Below are 19,048 nucleotides of genomic sequence, written 5' to 3' on the forward strand. Positions count from 1 at the left end.
AAGATGCGCGCGATGGTCGTTGTTGGCCCGTCTGGCCGGCGCCCTCACCACGCTCACCGCCACCCTGGCCGACCGTCAGGACGCCCGCGCCCGCGACACCGAGTTCATCAAGGCGGGGCGCAGCAACACCCGCGCCAACGTGCTGCTGGTCACCGCCGGACTTGGCATTGTCGGCGGCATCGGCTTCATGGTATTCGGCCATGTGGACGGCAACACCGCCGTCGGCGGCTGCATCATTTCCGTGATCACTTTGCTCGCCGGCAAGTTCGCCACTGCCTTTGATTTCGAATTCGGTGGATCGGCAGATTCAGAGCAGACTCGCACACTGCTGGCGCAGGCGTCACCGATCGGCAAGTAGCCCGTATCGACGTGTCAGAATTCCAGCCTTCCGGTAAGGAAGAGGCTCCGCCCGGGCGCCGCGATAGGCTGGGTGGTGACGCCCTGAGGCAACGGATTGACATGCTGCTGGTATCGCTTGTCCAGAAGATTTGTGACTCCGATGGACAGGTGGAAGCGCTCGGCGACCGAAGTACGCGCAAACAAGTCGAGAACGGCATATCCGCCGGTCGGGCCGCCGGTGTCCTGGCCCGAGCCTGTGACGGTCGAATCGTCCACCCGCTCCTGACCTGCGGCGAAGCGCATTGCGGCACCCAGGGTGACGGGATGGTCCGGAGCCAGGGCGAAACGCCGCTCGGCAACGGCTTCGCCTTGAAGCGGCGCGATCTGGTAGAGCGGGCGTGAATCCGTGACGTTGTCTCCGCGGGTCCAGTCGAGCCGCAGACGAAGCCCAAGAGCAGGGGCTGCATTCCACCGCCCTTCGACGGACAATCCGGTCATCGCGGCATCGACGTTACGGTAGATGATGCCGCCATCTGATTTCAGGATTCCGGCCTGCCCCCTGGCGCGGTCAGGGGTGATAAAATCTGCGATCCGGTCATGCCACAGCTTCCCTGAAACTCGCCAAGTCCCCGAAACGGCTGTGGGGGACAAATACCCTTTCCACCCCTCAGCCCTCCGTTCACCGCCAAGCTCGATTACATGATGCGCCTCGGAGGCAAGACCGGGATTGCCCACCTGGATCAGGGCCGCTGGTCCCGAACTGGCGAAAAATCGCTCTCCGGGGTCGGGAGTGCGGACCAGTCGCCGGACCTCGCCATAAACATCCCCCTCGGTGATGGCGTGGGTATATCGCAGCTTGCCGCTGAGATTGATGTCCACCGGATCGTTGCGAGTACCCGCGCCGTAATAGGTGTCGTAGAGCTCCTGGGCCGCTCGGTTGTAGGATGCCGCGCTGGCGCCCGATGCGGCGGGCACCTCATGCGCCATGCCGACGGAGTTGTGGACGACGTCGAGCCGCAGGCCGGCGGCCAGTCTGTCTGCCTGACCGACGGGGCGAGTTCCTTCGAGGGCGATTGCGGTCGTGGCGATTTCCGTGTCAGGCAGCCGGTAGGAACTCCGGCCCTGGGTAACTCGGCTTGTGTCCAACACCGTAAGGTATTTCAGCAAGCTCGCATCGAGAATGAGGGCGCCCTTCCACTCGGCGGCCTTGAACTCGCCACGCACATGGCCGCGCCAGGTGATCCAGTCTCCTTCATAGCGAAGCCCCAGGGCGCCCGGTGCGCGTAGAGTGAAGTTGTCCGCAGCGTAGGTGATGGTATCCACGCTGGCCGCGATCTCAAGGCGGTCAAAGACAGAGCCCATCGGGGCGTGGTCGATCCGCATGGTTCCCAAACCGTGCTGGAACTGGGGGGCGTCGGTGGCGCTGTGGGGCGTTCGCGATTCCTCGAAATTGTCGAGCAAGCCAAAAACCGTCAAACCTGTGCGAGGCCCTAGCGGATGGGCAAGCGCGGCTTGGGGGCTGACGCGTTCATAGCTGTAATTCACCCGTTGCCCCGCACCGTCACGATAGGGATTGGCCCGGTCGGCTCGAAGCCCGGCCCAAAGAACGGTGTCATCAATGGCCTGCCGGGCGGCGATGCCCGAGAAAGCGACATCCCCCGCGCTTTCAATCCCCGCCATCATCCCCGTCGCCGGCCCGCCCTGGTGGATGACTTCCGGCGGCGGGGGATGCCTTGGCGAGATGAATGGCGTAGCCGTCAGAATGGACGGCAAGAAAATTGGACGCGGCACATCCTCGCCGGCATGCCGTTGCATGAAGCGGGTCTCGACGAAGCTGGGAGTAGCGAACAGCCTGGGTACGGGCGTTTCCGCCTTGGCGGCGGAAATCACCAGCGAGCATACCAGAAGTGAACCGGCGGCGATTCGTGGCGTCATAACTAGGGGATCACCGTTATTGGCGCGGCGAAGATATAGCCTCTACCACGAGCCGGCTTGATCACCGAGCTTTCCTTATCCGACGTCGCGATTTTTCTCCGCAAGCGACTGATGACGGCCTCCAGACGCCGGTAATCGTAATCCTCCTCGCGATGCCCGAGTGCCTTGACGAATTGCTGTCGGCTGACGATGTCCGGCGCGGCTTCCGCAAGCGGGCGCAGCAGAAGCATTTCGGTCGGGGTCAGCGTGATCGGTTCACCCTTGGGCGTCATGATCGTCATGGTGGACAGGCTCAGGGTCCAGCCCGGCCCGCGATGGTCGGCCACGGCTGGCGAAATGCGCCTGCGGATGCTCTCGATGACGGCACACAATTCCCGCATGTCGACCGGCTTGGTCAGGTACGCGTCGGCCCCTTTTTCCAATCCGCTGATCCGGTGATGCTGGCTGGATCGTGCGGTGAGCATCAAGATCCGGATTTCGGGATGAGACATGCGAAGGCGGTGGGTGATGGACAGGCCGTCCTCGCCGGGAAGCCCCAGGTCAAGGACGGCAATCTCGATGTGATGCACCGCCAGCACCTGGTCGAGGCCGGCGCCATCGGCGGCGATGAAGATCTCGTGCCCGGCCCGCTGCAAATGGAACTGCACTTCTTCGCGGAAGTCGGAATTGTCCTCGACCAGCACTATTCGCATTGGCCGGCCTCCTGCTTCGCTCCGGCCTGTTCCGTATCGGTCGGCAGCCAAGCCAGGAAGCAGATTCTTCCCTTCGTATTTTCCTCCAGTTGCACCCATCCCCCATGTCGTTCGAAGATGTACCGGGTCAGGTAAAGCCCCAATCCCATGCCGGCTTGGCCGGCTTCCTCGCTGCCGCGAACATATTTGTCGAAAATCGTGGTTTCGATGTCGCGCGGAATTGCCGCCCCATCGTTGACGATCGACCAGCACAGGCCGCTTCGGCCGTCATGGAAACGAGGCGAAACGTCCACTTCGATGGGCGAATTGCGGGGGGAATACTTCACCGCGTTGTCCAGCAGATTGAGGAGAGCAAAACGGAGCATGCGCTCGTCCGCCTGGACCGAAGGAAGTGTGGTGCCGGAGCGAACCGCTACCCGCTTTTCCCCCTCGGGACCAAGAAGCTCGACACTTTCCTGCATCAACCCTTTGATATTGATCGGATGGCGGGCGGGTTCGCTGTAATCAGCCTCCAGGTTCTGGCGATGCGTCGCCAAATCCAGCATGGCCTTCAACCGCTCGACCGCGCCTCCGATCCGGTCATAGCGCTTTTCGCGATCGGGCGACGTATCGGTATCAAGGACCCGAAGCGTCTGGTTCGCCGCATCGATGACAGCCACCGGGGTAAGAATTTCGTGGCCGATCATGTCCAGCAGACGCTCGCGCTCGATCCTTATTTCCCTTTCCATGCTTCCTTCCTGCAGCGCTCTTTCAGCAACGGCTTCGGCGACGAGTTTGTCCCGCTGAGCGCGATGAGCGCGCAGGAAAAGGCTTGAATGCAGGATCGCGAAATGAATCACGCTTCCGCCCAGCGAGCTTATGAGAGACAGCTTCGTCGGCTCGGTAAGGCCAAGGGCGGCCGTCAGCGTCGTAAAAAGCAGCCCGGCGTAAAATGTATAGGCGAGCGCGATCAGTCGGCTTTCGGCGTCCCGATTGCGCCAAAGGGAGGTCAGGGGTTTCAGAAAGACAAGAAGTGACGCGATCATCGCGAGCAATAGCAGCGGCGCAAAGGCAGAGTAGTAAGGTGTAAACGCGGATATTGCCGTGGCGCCGCCCAATAGGGCCATGCCCCAGATCACCCGATCAGACCAGGGGAAACGGCCCGGCAGCCGAAGAACCTGGGCATAGAAGCGAAAGCCGAAGATCGCCCCCAGTCCCATCGTGGCCCCCAGCATCTGGTTGGCGATCAACGGGTGATCGGGCAGCGCGAATTGCGCCAGCAATCCGTCGATGGCAAAAAAATGCACGCCGATCAATGACACGTAGCCCGAATAGGTCAGGTAAATGCTCTGGCGGTTGATGGCGAAGCCGATCAGGTTGAGGAACGTCACCGTCAGAAGAGCGCCGTAATAGAGGCCGAGCAAGGCGGACTCGCCGCTGACGGCGTGCTCGAAAGCGGAAGGCTGCCAGAAGCGGGGCAGCACGGTCATCGCGCTGGTGCTCTTGACCCTCAGATAGAGACGGCTTTTTCCCACCGGAATGTGGAGCGGGAAGAGAAAGTTCCGGTATTCCTCCGTTCGGGCCGAGAACGGGAGCCTGTCGCCGGCCGTCGCCCCGTGCCGCACACCGTCGGGGGGCAGGAGATAAAGGTCCAGGTGGTCGAGATAGGACGGCATGACTTCAAGCAGCCACCTCTCCGGGGCGCCCTCGGGCAGGACCAGATCCATGCGCAGCCAGATGGTGTCCGGCGTATAGCCAAGTCCCACATTGCCGGGGATCGGCTTGAACCTTCCCGCCGTGTCGATCCCGATGATCTCGTCCAATGTCCGGGTTCCCTCGGGATCGCGGAAGATCGCCATATGGCCGCGCCCGTCCACGTCGCCGGCCCGACCGTCGAGCATTACGGGAGAGGAAGCCTGGGCAGAATCCACAAGTACCGCCAGCAGCCCAAGGATGGCCAGGACCTGTAAAATCACGCTCAGAGCCTTTCGGCGGCAAGACAACATCTGATTATCCCATCTGCCTCAAAAAACATCCTTTGAATGAAATCGTGTCAGCCAATGTCAGCTTCCGTCAGGGAGGGTCAGACTCATCAGCTAGAATCTTGTTTTTACACTGTTTTTCATTGCAGGCACTTAATTTCGAACAATACTATATCCAACGGCGATGATGGGTCGAGGGCGAGAAGCGGCATGGGCAAGGTTTTGCACAAATCCGGTCAATCAACGGGTCGGGTCTTTGCCCCGATGATGGCGCTTGAACCGCGCATCATGTTCGACGGCGCGGCCATGGCCGAGGCCATCGACGCGCATTCGGATGGGGCGGATGCCGTCATGCCGGTCGCGGTGACGACCAATCCGCGCGTTCTGCTGCTGTCCTCGCGCGTCGCCGACGGCGGTGATCTGGCGCTTGCGGCCAAGGACGATGTGCTGGTGGTGCGCTATGACGCCGAAGCCGACAGCCCGGATGCCATCCTGAGCCGTCTTTCCCATGCGCTGGACGGGCAGCAGGCTTCGTCCATCGCCCTGGCCTCGCACGGCGCAAACGGCGCGTTCGAGCTGACGGCGCAATACGGCGTGTCGCTGGCGGGAATTGCCGGCGACGGCGCGCTGCAAGCCTTCATGACGGCCCTGGGGGCACAGATCACCGAGGGCGGGCGCATCGATCTGCTGGCCTGCGGCGTGGCGGGCGATAGTGCGGGGAATGCCCTGCTGGCTTACCTGTCCGACATCACGGGGCGTTCGGTTGCCGCCTCCACCGATTCCACGGGCAATGCGGCGTTCGGCGGCGACTGGCACCTGGAAGCCGGCGATGTGGATGCGTCCCAGTATTTCCATGCGGCGGCACTGGCGGGGGTTGACGGATTGCTTGCCAATCCCGAAATGGTCGCGGATATCAACCCTGGCGTAAATAGTAGCAGCGTAGGTATGCCGGTCAACGTGAACGGCACCCTGTATTTTAGGGCCAATGACGGCACCAACGGTATTGAGCTGTGGAAATACGACAGGATCAACGCGCCCAGCATGGTCGCGGATATCCGCGCCGGCGCTAACAGCTCTGGCCCAAACAATTTGGCCAACGTGAACGGCACCCTGTATTTTGGGGCCAATGACGGCACCAACGGTACTGAGCTGTGGAAATATGACGGGACCAACGCGCCCAGCATGGTCGCGAATATCAACCCCGGCGCAAACAGCTCTGTGCCAGAATATATGACCAACGTGAACGGCACCCTGTATTTTGGGGCCACTGACGGCACCAACGGTCAAGAGCTGTGGAAATACGACGGGATCAACGCGCCCAGCCGGGTCGCGGATATCAACCCCGGCGCAAACAGCTCTACCCCAGAATATCTGACCAACGTGAACGGCACCCTGTATTTTAGGGCCGACGACGGCACCAACGGTAGGGAGCTGTGGAAATACGACGGGACCAACGCGCCCAGCCGGGTCGCGGATATCCGCGCCGGCGCAAACAGCTCTTCCCCTGGCAATATGATCAACGTGAACGGCACCCTGTATTTTGGGGCCAACGACGGCACCAACGGTACTGAGCTGTGGAAATACGACGGGATCAACGCACCCAGCATGGTCGCGGATATCAACCCCGGCGCAACCGGCTCTAGCCCGTCATATCTGACCAACGTGAACGGCACCTTGTATTTTTCGGCCAGCGACGGCACCAACGGTAATGAGCTGTGGAAATACGACGGGACCAACACGCCCAGCATGGTCGCGAATATCGGCCCCGCCGGAAGTCCCGGTAACATAGAATTTATAACCAACGCGAACGGCACCCTGTATTTTTCGGCCGGCGAAGGCACCAACGATCTAGAGTTGTGGAAATACGACGGGATCAACGCGCCCAGCAGGGTCGCGGATATCTGGCCCGGCGCAACCGGCTCTTCCCCTACCAATATGATCTACGTGAACGGCACCCTGTATTTTTCGGCCTCTGAAGGCTCCAATGGTAGAGAGCTGTGGAGATACATCCCGCCCTCCACCGCGTCATCGTCGTCGTCGTCGTCGTCTCCGCCCCCCCCGCCAAGGACGGGGGAGGCCGTCTCGGTGAAAATCCAGGCTCCGATTGCTCAGACAGGCGATACCGGTGCTTCCCTCGTCACCGCCGTGCGGGCGCCTGCGGGTGAATTCGCTCAAGGGGTTCAGGGCAATTTCCAGGCGATGCGGCACCTGAGCACGACCGGCGGCAACGGTTTCCAAGTGGCCGTGGGAACACCCTCGGTCAACGCCGTCCGAGACGGTGCGCTTTTCGTGCAAAAGGGAATCCCTGCGGTTCTGCCGGAAAGCCGGATGGTCAATTTCTCCATTCCGATCGATGCCTTTGGGCATACCAGCGCTGAGGCCAACATCACCTTGGCCGCCAAGTTGACCGATGGGCGCCCGTTGCCGGCATGGCTTTCCTTCGATTCTGCCAAGGGGGTTTTTGTCGGTGAAGCGCCAGAAGGCTTTAACGGCGCCCTGTCGGTGGTGGTGGTTGCCCGTGACAATGCCGGTAACGAGGTGGGCACGACCTTCGAGATTCGGGTCCGCGGCGGTGGCAGCGTCATTCAGAACAACGCGCCGCCGGCCTCCGAGAACCAGCCGCCGCAGGGCGAGGTGCCGCAGGCGCCCGGCCAGCAGGGCGAACTGGCGCCCGACCCGGCTGCTCCGGTCATCAAGCTGTCGGATTTCGGCCCGAGTCAGACCTTTGGGGGCCAGACCTTCGCCGGCAAGCCGAGTTTCCAGGAAGAACTGCGCATGGCGAACCGCCTGTCCGGCGCCCGTCAGGCCCAATTGCTGGCTGCGGCCCGCGCCGTCGCCCGCACTGCGTAAGCACTCAGAGGGACCACTTCAGTATGAGCAATGTTTCCGTCCGCGCGATCCGCCGACTGGAAGCTGTTTCCACCGTCGCCCTGCTGAGCGCCTGCGCCGTGACGCCAACGCCGTTCACGGCCGATGAGTTCATCGCCAACTCAAAAAACATCCTTTGAATGAAATCGTGTCAGCCAATGTCAGCTTCCGTCAGGGAGTGTCAGTTTCATCAGCTAACGTCATGTTTTCACAATGTTTTTTCATTGCTGGTACCTCTTTCGAACAATACTATATCCAACGTTGGAGATGGGTCGAGGACGAGAAGCGGCATGGGCAAGGTTTTGCGCAAATCCGGTCAATCAACGGGTCGGGTCTTTGCCCCGATGATGGCGCTTGAACCGCGCATCATGTTCGACGGCGCGGCCATGGCCGAGGCGGTGGACGCGCATTCGGACGGGGCGGATGCCGTCATGCCGGTCGCGGTGACGACGGAACCGCGCGTTCTGCTGCTGTCCTCGCGCGTTGCCGACGGCGATGATCTGGCGCTTGCGGCCAAGGATAATGTGCTGGTGGTGCGCTATGACGCCGAAGCCGACAGCCTGGATGCCATCCTGGCCCGCGTTTCTGATGCGCTTGACGGGCAGCAGGCCGCATCCATCGCGCTGGCTTCGCACGGAGCGAACAACTCGTTCGAACTGATCGCGGGATATGACGTGTCGCTGGCGACACTCGCCGGCGACCAGAATCTGCAAACCTTCATGGCGGATCTGGGGAAGCAGGTGACCGCCGGCGGGCGCATCGATTTGCTGGCCTGCGGCGTGGCGGGCGATAGTGCGGGGAATGCCCTGCTGGCTTACCTGTCCGACATCACGGGGCGTTCGGTTGCGGCATCCGACGACGCCACGGGCAACGCGGATTCCGGCGGCAACTGGCACCTGGAAGCCGGCGACGTGGATGCGTCCCAATACTTCCATGCCGAATTATTGACGGCGTTTGGCGGATTGCTTGCCGATCCCGTGGCAATGACTGGCTCAGGCATTAGTAGTATAGATAGGTTAACCAACGTGAACGGCACCCTGTATTTCACGGCCGATGACGGCACCAACGGCACTGAGCTGTGGAAATCCGACGGAACGGCGGCCGGCACCGTCATGGTCAAGGATATCCGGACCGGGGGCAGTTCTACGCCGATCAGCCTGACCAACATGAACGGCACCCTGTACTTTCGGGCCAATGACGGCACCAACGGCAGTGAGCTGTGGAAATCCGACGGAACGGCTGCCGGCACCGTCATGGTCAAGGATATCCGGACCGGGGGCAGTTCTTCGCCGGACAAACTGACCAACGTGAACGGCACCCTGTATTTCCGAGCCAATGACGGCACCAACGGCACTGAGCTTTGGAAATCCGACGGAACGGCGGCCGGCACCGTCATGGTCAAGGATATCCAGACCGGGGGCAGTTCTATCCCGAGCGATCTGACCGACGTGAACGGCACCCTGTATTTCACGGCCAATGACGGCACCAACGGCACTGAGCTGTGGAAATCAGACGGAACGGCGGCCGGCACCGTCATGGTCAAGAATATCAATGCCGGGGGCAATTCTTCGACGGGCAAGCTGCTCAACGTGAACGGCACCCTGTATTTCTCAGCCGATGACGGCACCAACGGCGATGAGCTGTGGAAATCCGACGGAACCGATGCCGGCACCGTCATGGTCAAGCATATCCGGACCGGGGGCAGTTCTTCGCCGAACCGCCTGACCAACGTGAACGGCACCCTGTATTTCGCAGCCGATGACGGCACCAACGGCAATGAGCTGTGGAAATCCGACGGAACCGAGGCCGGCACCGTCATGGTCAAGAATATCTGGACCGGGGCCAATTCTTCTACGCCGGAACAACTGACCAACCTGAACGGCACCCTGTATTTCTCAGCCGATGACGGCACCAACGGCCGGGAGTTTTGGAAATCCGACGGAACCGAGGCCGGCACCGTCATGGTCAAGGATATCCAGACCGGGGCCAATGCTTCTTCGCCAGAAGAACCGACCAACCTGAACGGCACCCTGTATTTTGAGGCCAGTGACGGCACCAACGGCACTGAGCTTTGGAAATCCGACGGAACGGCGGCCGGCACCGTCATGGTCAAGGATATCCGGACCGGGGCCTTCGGTTCTTCGCCGACCAATCTGATCGTCGTGAACGGCGCTCTTTATTTTACGGCCAGTGACGAAAGCGACACAAAACTTTTTAAGTTTTCCCCCCCCACCACCACCACCAGCACGGCAACGACGTTGTTCTCCCCACCCCCGCCGCCAAAGACGGGGGAGTCCGTGTCGGTGAAGATCACGGCCCCCATAACTAAGACAGGGAGCGCCGATACGTCCCTCGTCACCGTCGTACGAGCGCCCGCTGCTGGGGTCTCGCAAGGGTTTCAGGGTGACTTCCAAGCGGCGCGCACCCAGGGGACGACCAGGGATGGCGGCTTCCGAGTGGCCGTGGGGACCCCCTCGGTCAACTCCGTCCGGGACGGCGCGCTTTTCGTGCAAAAGGGGATTCCCGCGGTTTTGCCTGAAGGCCGGATGGTCAACTTCTCCATTCCGGTGGACGCCTTTGGGCATAGCAGCACCGAGGCCGCCATCACCTTGGCCGCCAAGTTGACCGATGGGCGTCCGTTGCCGACCTGGCTGTCCTTCGATACGGTCAAGGGGGCTTTTATCGGTCAAGCGCCGGAAGGCTATAACGGCGCCTTGTCGGTGGTGGTGGTTGCCCGTGACAATGCCGGCAACGAGGTGAGCTCGACCTTCGAGATTCGGGTCCTCGGCGGTAGCGGCGTCATTCAGAACAACGCTCCGCCGGCCTCCGATGGCCAGCCGCCGCAAGGCGAGGCCCAACCTCCCGCCGAGGGCCAAGCTCCCGATCAGAGCGGCGAGGCGTCGCCCGACCCGACCGCGCCAGTCATCAAGCTGTCGGATTTCGGCAAAGGCCAGACCTTCGCCGGCAAGCCGACCTTCCAGGACGAACTGCGCATGGCGAACCGCCTGTCCGGTGCCCGTCAGGCCCAATTGCTGGCTGCGGCCCGCGCCGTCGCCCGCAACGCATAAACACTCAAGGGGATCACTTCGTTATGACCGTCGTCACCACTCGCATGGCCCGCCTGCTGGCCGCTGTTTCCACCGCTGCCCTGCTGAGCGCCTGCGCCGTGACGCCAACGCCGTTCACGGCCGATGAGTTCTCCGCGCGTGCCAAGGCCGACCGCGCCGCCATGTTCGAAGGCCAGGAGGTGATGAGCAAGCCGCTGACCCTGGCCGATGCGGTGGCCCGCGTGCTGAAGTACAATCTGGACAAGCGCGCCAAGATGATGGACGAGGCCCTGGCCCTGGGCCAGACCAGCCTGGACCGCTTCGAGCTGCTGCCCAAGCTGACCGCCAATGCCGGCTATACCGAGCGATCCGAGCCCAACGCCACCCGCTCGCGCGATCTTTATACCCAGACCACCAGCACCTCGAACCCCAGCTACTCGGCGGATCGCTTCTCCATCACCAGTGACCTGGGGCTGACCTGGAACATCCTGGATTTCGGCGTGTCCTATTTCACGGCGCACCAGAACGCCGACCGCGCCCTGATCGCGAGTGAGAGGCGACGCAAGACCATCAATAATCTGGTCCAGGAGGTGCGCTTCACCTTCTGGCGCGCCGCCGCCGCACAAACCTTGAAGGCCAAGGTGACCGACACCATCACCTCGGCCGAGAAGGCGCTGAAGGATTCGGAAAAGGTCGAGACCGAGCGCCTGAAGAACCCCATCGAAAGCCTGCGCATCCAGAAGACCCTGCTGGAAAGCATCCGCCAGCTGGAAGCCATCGACCAGGAACTGACCTCGGCCAAGGCCGAACTGGCCGCCCTGATCAACGTTGCGCCCGGCAGCGATTTCAAGCTGGATGTGCCCCCCAATGGCGGCATGAGCGTGCCCGAATGGCCCATGGACATCGGCGCCATGGAACAGGCCGCCATGATCAACAACCCGGATCTGCGCGAGCAGGATTACCAAAGCCGCATCGCCCTCGACGACACCCACAAGGAGATCCTCAAGCTTCTGCCCGGCATCACCGTGTCGTTCTCGCGCCAGTACGATTCCAATTCGTTCCTGGTGGACAACCGCTGGAACGATGTGGGCACCAAGGTCACCTGGAACCTGATCAACCTGCTGGCGGCGCCCGACCGCATGGCCCATGCCGACAGCGCCGAGAAGGTGGTCGAGGCCAAGCGCATCGCGCTGCGCATGGCGGTGCTGGCCCAGGTCCATGTGGTGTCCCACCAATTCGCCAGCGCCGCCAAGCAGTTCGAGCGGGCCGACAAGCTGTGGGGCATCGAGAAGCGTCTGGCCGACGCCTCGGGCAACCAGAGCCGCGGCGGCACCGCCAACGAGATCGAGCGCATCAGCACCGAGACCTCGGCCATCGCCGCCGAGCTTCGCCGTTTCCAGACCTTTGCCCAGATGCAATCCTCTTACGGCAAGCTGCAATCGACCATCGGCGCCGATCCGGTGCCGGAAAAGGTGGCCTCGCACTCGCTGGAGGGCCTCTCGGGCGCCATCGTCCTGACCATGCCGCCGGTGGTGAAGGCCGATCCGGCGCCGGTGACCGCGCCCGAGGTAATGACCGCCGCCGCCGAGCCGGAGGCGAAGAGTGCCACCACCGAGCCGGAGGCGATGACCGCCGCAGCCGAGCCGGAGCGGGAAGACGTGGTGCGCGACGGGTTGTTCTGGCTGGGCCGCAAGATCGCCACCCTGGTCGAGCAGACCGATCAATGATACCGGCGTGCCGCTGACGTGACGCGCCTTATTGCCCTCAAGCGCTGGGCGATACCGCTCCTGAGCCTTCTGTCCTTCGGGGCCGAGGCGCAGGAGCCGGTGATTCCTGTGCAATTAGTCGCGGTGAATTACACCACGCTGTCGGCCGAACTGCCCGCCAAGATCGACCGCATCACCGTCAAGGAGGGCGAGCGCTTCAAGGAGGGCCAGCAATTGGTGGCCTTCGATTGCACCATCCAGCGGGCCCTGGTGGATGAGGCCAGCGCCGTTTTTTCCGCCGCCGAGAAGTCCAAGGCGGTGCACAAGCGGTTGCTGGAGCTCAACTCCACCGGCACCCTTGAGGCGGAGAAATCAGGCTGGGATGCGGCGGTAGCTCAGGCCAAGCTCAACTCGGCCCGTGCCGTGGCGTCCAAATGCACCGTCAGCGCGCCGTTCGCAGGCAGGGTGGTGGAGCAGAAGGCCCGCGCCCATCAATACGTCCAGGTGGGCCAAGCCATCCTGGAGATTCTGGATGATTCCTTGCTGAACGCTGAATTCATCGTACCCTCGTCGGCGGTGACGACCTTGAAGCCCGGTACCTCTCTTCAGATCATGGTGGACGAGACCAGGAAGACTTATCCGGGCCGGATCGCCCGCATGGGCGCCAAGGTCGATGCGGTCAGCCATTCGGTCAAGATCACCGCCGAGATCAAGGGCGACTTCCCCGAATTGATGGCGGGAATGACGGGAAAAATCAGCATGGCCCCGCAGTGAGCGAGGCGCTCGTCACCCTGCTGGGGATCGAGGAGCAAGCGCTGAAGGCGCGCACCACCATCCAGCTCGCTTTCGTCATGGTCAACGACACCCGCGCCCTGGTGGAATACCATCAGGCGGCGCTGCATATGGCGGACAAGGGGGTGGTGGCGGTTTCGGGAGTGTCCTCGGTGGAGGAGAACGCGCCCTTCACCTTGTTCCTGCAACGGATGTTCAAGCTCCATGAGGCCGGCAAGGAAATTTCTTCCGCCGAGCGCGAGGAATGGGCGGATTGGCTGCCGCCCAAGCCCTTGTTCCTGCCGCTGAAGGATGCCGACGGCAAGCGCCTGGGCACGCTGCTTCTGGCCCGCGACGAGGATTGGGACGCCGGCACCACGGCGATCGTGCAGCGGCTGACCGATGCCTACGCCTTCGCCTGGGCGGCCAAGCACCAATCCGCACAGCTGTCCCGGTGGCGCCACCGTCTGAGCAGCCTGCCACGCTGGAAGCGGATGGTGGCGGCGGGAATCCTCCTGGCCCTGATCTTTCCCGTCCGCCTGTCAGTCCTGGCCCCGGCCGAAATCGTCCCCTCGGACCCGGCGGTGGTCCGCGCCCCCCTGGACGGTGTGATCGAATTGGTCCGCGCCCGGCCCAACCAGAGTGTCGCGGCGGGAGACGTTCTGTTCGAACTGGACCGCACCACCATCGCCGGCAAGCTGGAGGTGGCGGCCAAGGTCCTGGATACGGCCAAGGCTGAACTGGACCAAGCCACCCAGCAGGCCTTCTTCGACCCCAAGGCCAAGGCCGGCTGGGCGGTCCTCAAGGCCAAGGTGGAGGAGAAGCAGGCCGAACGCGCCCAGCTCGAAGACCTGATGACCCGCGCCCAGGTCAAGTCGCCCCGCGACGGTCTCGCGGTGATGGACGATCCCAGCGAATGGATCGGTCGTCCGGTCAGCGTGGGCGAAAAGGTGCTGGCGGTGGCCGATCCTCGTCAGGTGGAGGTGGAAGCCTGGCTGGCGCCCGCTGATTTGATCCCGTTGGAGCCGGGCGGGAAGGTGGTCCTGTTCCTCAACACCGCCCCGCTGTCACCCGTCGTGGCCACGCTGTCCTATGTGGCTTTCGAGGCGAGCTTGAAGCCCGACGGGGTGTTGGCCCATCGGGTGCGGGCGAAGATTGCCGATGCCGACACCCTTCCCCGCATCGGATTGAAGGGCACGGCCCGCCTGGATGGCAGCCGGGTCCCCCTGGTCTACTGGCTGTTCCGTCGACCGCTGGCCGTGATCCGGCAATGGCTTGGATGGTAGCGATGTTAGCGGTCGAGCCGCCTCCGCTCCAATTCCTCGGTGCCTCGACGCCACTCCTCCACGAGCAGTCCAAGCTCGACGTTCTCCAGAACCAAGCGGGGAACCGGGCGGGTCTCGCAGGGGGACGGAACCAGCAGGCGTGCCACATCTTCGATGCCGCGACGCTGGCCCGGAATGCTGAAGCGTTCGATTTCGATGCCAATATCCTTGCCGGTTTCTGCCAATTCGCAATCGGATTCGGCCATGGCCGAGGAGGTGAAGGCCAGAAACGCGGTGGTGACTGCCCAGATCCTTCTCATCTCCGTGTCTCCATGAGGGGGTGGGAATGACAACAGAGATGGGTATTCTGCCGATGCTCCGCACCGAGCTGTCCTTGCATCCCGGCCCCGCCGAAGCCGACGGCTCGCCGTCCTGGACCATCCGCGACCCGGTCCGCAACCGCTTCTTCCGCATTTCCTGGCCGGCCTTCGAGATCCTTAGCCGCTGGTGGGCCGGGACGCCCGCCGAAATAGCCGAGGCGGTATCGGCCGAAACCACGCTTCATCCCACGGAAGACGACGTAAAGGGCGTGGCCGAGTTTCTGGTCGCCAACCAATTGACCCAATCGGCAGGCCCCCAAGACACGCAAAGGCTGGCGTCGCGGGCCGAAGCCGAGAAGCCGTCCTGGTTCCACTGGCTGATGCACCATTACCTGTTCTTCCGCATCCCCCTGGTCCGGCCCGATCACTGGCTCGGGCGGACACTGCCGTTGGTGCGCTGGCTGGGATCGCACGGGTTCCAGGTGACGACCATGATGGCCCTGACCATCGGTCTGATACTGGCGGGACGGCAATGGGATCTGTTCGTCGCCACCCTGGTGGACACCTTCTCGCTATCGGGGCTGGTGTCCTATGGCATCGCGCTCACGGTGGTGAAGGTGATCCACGAGCTTGCCCATGCCTACACCGCCAAGAACCATGGCTGCCGCGTGCCCAGCATGGGGGTGGCCTTCCTGGTGCTGTGGCCCATGCTCTACACCGACGTCAACGACACCTGGATGCTGCCCGAGCGCAAGAAGCGCCTTCAGGTCGGCTCGGCGGGTATCCTGGCCGAACTCACCGTCGCCGCCTGGGCAACCCTGGCTTGGGCGTTCCTGCCCGAGGGGCCGCGGAAGCAGGCGGCCTTCGTGCTGGCGGCGCTGACCTGGATCTCGTCGCTGGCCATCAACTTAAGCCCCTTCATGCGTTTCGACGGCTATTTCATCGCCATGGACGCGATGGAGATGCCGAACCTGCACCCGCGCTCCTTCGCCATGGCGCGATGGTGGCTGCGCAACGTGCTGTTCGGGCTGGACGCGCCGCCGCCGGAACCTCTGCCTGTGGCTAAGCGCCGGGCGCTGATCGCCTTTGCCGTGGCGGTGTGGGTCTATCGCCTGGTGCTGTTTCTGGGCATCGCCGTCATGGTCTACCACTTCTTCATCAAGGCCGTGGGCATCGTGCTGTTCGTGGTGGAAATCTGGTGGTTCGTTGCCCGGCCCATCTGGGCCGAGATGCGGGAATGGGAGAAAGTGAAGACGTCCATCATGGCGGGAACACGTATCCGCTGGACGCTGGGCACGCTTGGAGCCCTCATCCTGCTCGCCCTCATCCCCTGGCAGGGCAGTGTGAGCGCGCCAGCGGTGATGAAGGGGAGCCGATCCGCCGCCCTCCATTTGCCCTTCCCCGCCCGGCTGGAAGCAATCCACGTTTCCCATGGGCAGGCGGTGAAGCCGGGCGACGTGCTGATGAGCTTCACCGCCCCCGACATCGCCTTGCGCAAGGCGGTAGCCCAGGCCCTCATCGACGGCAAGACCGCCGAGTTTGAAGCCGCCACCCTCGATCCTTTGCTGCGGGACCGTGCCGGCATCGTGCAAGAGGATCTGCGCAAGGCCCAGGCCGAGCTGGCCGCCCTGGATGCGGAAGCAAATCGCCTCGCTATTCTCGCCCCCATGGACGGTAGAATCCTCGATATCCTGCCCGACATGAAGCCAGGCGACTGGCTTTCACCCCGCCAGAAGCTCGGGCTTGTCCTGGAAAATTCCGCCCCGATCGCGGTCGCCTATGTGGCCGAGGACGACCTCGCCCGTATCGAGAACGGTGCAGGCGCCACCCTCTCTCCCCGCGCCTTGGAAAGCCCGTCCCGGACCGGGCGCGTCCAGCGGATCGATCCGTCACCCGCCAAGACCCTGCCCGATGGGGCGCTGGCCTCCGTCCATGGCGGCGACATTCCCGCGCGGGTCTCGGGGCAGAATATCGTTCCCGACGGCGCCATCACCCGGGTGACCATCAACCTCGAAGGCCCGCCGCCCGCCCATGAGGAAATCGGGACAATCTCCATCGAGGCCGAAAACTCCAGCCTCATCGGCCGGCTGGCCAGGTCGGTCATGGTCGTGCTGATCCGTGAATGGGGGGCGTAGCAGTGACAATTTTGTATTCACTACAATCCGATTCGCCCTGCGCCCTTGCCGCCGACAAAGCGAATGCCAGAGAAGCCGATCCGGCTGCCAAGACCGGTCGGATCCGCTGGAATGAGGCCGCGATTGGGCATCGACAACATCATATGCCATTGATTCTTAAACAGAGAAGGTTTGCTGTCAGCCTCCGTCCCTCCAGCGAATTGCCCCAGTTCTGTAAATTGCATGAATTCTAGCGAGGTCGAACAGACGTGGCCATCCTGGAACCCCCGTATTGGTCGGCTGCAGCTACGCGACGCCTGAGAGCTGCGCCACTTCAGGTGGATTAGCCCATAAGGCGCGGCTCGGTCGATGGATCAGAAGCTGGCCGACAATTCTACGCGATTACCACCCTGAAGCGGCCTGACCGCTATCGGCCCCATTCGGTCGGTTCGGCGCCCTTTTCCACCGTCTTGTGGTACGAGGGGTTTGGCTCAAAAGTGGAAATTCATCTGGTTATTCTTTTCGCTTCCTGCGTGAACGCCCGCGCAGCCTGCTGAAACGCGGTGTGTCGGTCGACGCGGCTGATGCTTTGGGGGAAGCGCGCCCACAAGGGCCGGGCCATTTCGTCTACAGGGCCATCGAGCGTTATTGCCGGCGAAAATCAGGCCGCGTTCTGACTTTGTGCTGATTGTATTCCGACTATCAATCCTGTCGGTGACCTCTGCGCTTTAGAGCGGATTTCCATCAATCTGGCTCATATCCGCACGATCTGAAGTAGTTGGCGCATTCGGTGGGCAGGAACAGATCGACGAGGCGTCCGATGAGACTCCAGAGGCCGGTGACGGTTCGCTCGGCCTCCTTTCGCAGCAAGGCTTTGAGCTTGGCGAAGGCCTTTTCGATGGGGTTGAAGTCTGGGCTGTAGGGCGGCAGGAATAGCACCGTTGCCCCGGCGTCCTCGATCGCCTGGCGAACCGCCGGGCGCTTGTGGCTGGACAGGTTGTCCATGATGACGATATCGCCTGGATGCACCTCCGGCACCAGGACCTGTCGCACATAGGCTTCGAACCATTCACCGTTGATCGGTCGGTCCAGGACCATGGGTGCGACCATGCCGGTCATCCGCAGGCCAGCGACCAGGGTGGTCGTCTTGCGATGACCGTGCGGGAAGCCCATGTGCAGCCGTTCGCCCCTGGGGCAACGCCCGTGTGAGCGGGCCATGTTGGTCGTCGTCCAGGTTTCGTCGATAAAAACCAGGCGCTCCGGGTCAAGGTCGAGTTGGCCGTCGAACCAGTCGTGACGCTGGGTCAGGATGTCGGGCCGCTCTTGCTCGATCGCGTGGCCGGTCTTTTTTTGCGCGTGATCCCATGGCGGACGAAGAAGCGATGAAGACCAACCCGCGACACCGTCAGCCCGATGGCGGCCACGGCATCGCGAAGTTCATCCAGAGTGATGTCCTTACGGGCCTCCCAGATCGCCAGAATGTCGTCGCGCCGCTCCTCGACCCGCCGCGACCGCATGTCTCCGCCCTGGGGTTTCGGGGCAAAGCCGCCGGTATCGCGCCGCTGCCCATGCCACCGGATCGCTGTCGATGGCGCCACACCAAACCGCGCCGCCGCCGAACGGCAGCTCATGCCGCCGTCAATCGCCGCCAGAACCCGTGTCCGCAAATCCATCGAGAGAGGCTGTCCCATTCATGCTGGCCTCCTTGCTCCAGCCAGAATGATGAATCAGATTTTCAGCCTCTTGGGAATCTGGAAGGTTCTCTGAGGTCCGGCAAGCATGACGCCAGCCCCGGACGAGCCGGACCTCTGAGAAGCCGGATTGAACGAAACCGCGGGACGCAGACGAGGTCTATGGGGATTTGACCGTGGCGGTGGGCGCGCCTGGCGGTGGCGGCGGTGAGATGAGGGCCGATGCGGCGTTCCCGCGCGCGGTGGCCGGTACCGCAATGGCGATGGCGGTGGCCCAGAGGTGCCGATCAGCGGCAATCGTAGTCACCATAATGGCCAATAGGGGGCGATGTGGGCGGC

Annotated in this window: 13 protein-coding genes; 8 read left to right on the top strand and 5 right to left on the bottom strand. The window is 62.8% G+C overall.

Annotated elements, in window-relative coordinates:
- The first annotated feature begins 22 nt into the window (after positions 1 to 22).
- Complete coding sequence (locus A6A05_RS07665; protein WP_245644223.1) at positions 23 to 358, top strand: hypothetical protein; 336 nt, start codon at positions 23 to 25, stop codon at positions 356 to 358.
- A 14-nt stretch (positions 359 to 372) separates the two neighbouring features.
- On the opposite strand, the gene A6A05_RS07670 is transcribed toward A6A05_RS07665, so the two are convergent.
- From A6A05_RS07670 to A6A05_RS07680, 3 genes are read right to left on the bottom strand one after another with little or no spacing between them, the layout of a single operon-like run.
- Positions 373 to 2,274, bottom strand: a complete 1,902-nt coding sequence (locus A6A05_RS07670) for a TonB-dependent receptor domain-containing protein (RefSeq protein ID WP_068499078.1) — start codon at positions 2,272 to 2,274, stop codon at positions 373 to 375.
- 2 nt (positions 2,275 to 2,276) lie between these two features.
- Positions 2,277 to 2,957 carry a response regulator transcription factor gene (locus tag A6A05_RS07675; RefSeq protein WP_172822218.1) on the bottom strand — a complete coding sequence of 227 codons (681 nt, stop codon included), beginning with the start codon at positions 2,955 to 2,957 and terminating at the stop codon, positions 2,277 to 2,279.
- Positions 2,957 to 4,921 carry a sensor histidine kinase gene (locus A6A05_RS07680; protein WP_216635771.1) on the bottom strand — a complete coding sequence of 655 codons (1,965 nt, stop codon included), beginning with the start codon at positions 4,919 to 4,921 and terminating at the stop codon, positions 2,957 to 2,959. Before A6A05_RS07680 ends, A6A05_RS07675 begins: the two co-directional genes overlap by 1 nt.
- Before the next feature lie 216 nt (positions 4,922 to 5,137).
- Between A6A05_RS07680 and A6A05_RS07685 the strand changes: the two genes are divergently transcribed.
- The 6 genes from A6A05_RS07685 to A6A05_RS07705 all read left to right on the top strand — a co-directional run bounded on the left by A6A05_RS07685 (position 5,138) and on the right by A6A05_RS07705 (position 14,605).
- Positions 5,138 to 7,777, top strand: coding sequence for an ELWxxDGT repeat protein (locus A6A05_RS07685; protein ID WP_172822221.1), 2,640 nt, complete (start codon positions 5,138 to 5,140; stop codon positions 7,775 to 7,777).
- 23 nt (positions 7,778 to 7,800) lie between these two features.
- Positions 7,801 to 7,935 carry a hypothetical protein gene (locus A6A05_RS22095; protein ID WP_281193246.1) on the top strand — a complete coding sequence of 45 codons (135 nt, stop codon included), beginning with the start codon at positions 7,801 to 7,803 and terminating at the stop codon, positions 7,933 to 7,935.
- A gap of 150 nt (positions 7,936 to 8,085) precedes the next feature.
- Positions 8,086 to 10,863 (top strand): ELWxxDGT repeat protein, encoded by a 2,778-nt coding sequence (locus A6A05_RS07690; RefSeq protein ID WP_172822223.1) that lies wholly within the window; start codon positions 8,086 to 8,088, stop codon positions 10,861 to 10,863.
- A gap of 23 nt (positions 10,864 to 10,886) precedes the next feature.
- On the top strand, positions 10,887 to 12,569 hold the full coding sequence (locus tag A6A05_RS07695) for a TolC family protein (protein ID WP_082910786.1): 1,683 nt from the start codon (positions 10,887 to 10,889) through the stop codon (positions 12,567 to 12,569).
- Between the two features lie 18 nt (positions 12,570 to 12,587).
- Positions 12,588 to 13,322: an efflux RND transporter periplasmic adaptor subunit gene (locus tag A6A05_RS07700; RefSeq protein ID WP_082910787.1), complete on the top strand. Its 735-nt coding sequence runs from the start codon at positions 12,588 to 12,590 to the stop codon at positions 13,320 to 13,322.
- A complete protein-coding gene (locus A6A05_RS07705) occupies positions 13,319 to 14,605 on the top strand; it encodes an efflux RND transporter periplasmic adaptor subunit (RefSeq protein ID WP_068499089.1) in 1,287 nt (428 codons plus the stop codon). Before A6A05_RS07700 ends, A6A05_RS07705 begins: the two co-directional genes overlap by 4 nt.
- 5 nt (positions 14,606 to 14,610) lie before the next feature.
- Here the strand turns inward: A6A05_RS07705 and A6A05_RS07710 are convergent, their stop codons facing one another.
- Positions 14,611 to 14,904: a hypothetical protein gene (locus tag A6A05_RS07710; RefSeq protein WP_068499091.1), complete on the bottom strand. Its 294-nt coding sequence runs from the start codon at positions 14,902 to 14,904 to the stop codon at positions 14,611 to 14,613.
- A 53-nt stretch (positions 14,905 to 14,957) separates the two neighbouring features.
- Between A6A05_RS07710 and A6A05_RS07715 the strand changes: the two genes are divergently transcribed.
- On the top strand, positions 14,958 to 17,039 hold the full coding sequence (locus tag A6A05_RS07715; RefSeq protein WP_245644224.1) for a site-2 protease family protein: 2,082 nt from the start codon (positions 14,958 to 14,960) through the stop codon (positions 17,037 to 17,039).
- A 723-nt stretch (positions 17,040 to 17,762) separates the two neighbouring features.
- Here the strand turns inward: A6A05_RS07715 and A6A05_RS20065 are convergent.
- A protein-coding gene (locus A6A05_RS20065; protein ID WP_156520950.1) for an IS630 family transposase occupies positions 17,763 to 18,709 on the bottom strand; the annotation gives its coding sequence in 2 pieces (ribosomal slippage) (positions 17,763 to 18,373 and positions 18,373 to 18,709; 948 coding nt in all).
- Between the last annotated feature and the right edge of the window lie 339 nt (positions 18,710 to 19,048).

The sequence above is a fragment of the Magnetospirillum moscoviense genome (assembly GCF_001650635.1).
GTDB classification, from domain to species: Bacteria; Pseudomonadota; Alphaproteobacteria; order Rhodospirillales; family Magnetospirillaceae; genus Magnetospirillum; species Magnetospirillum moscoviense.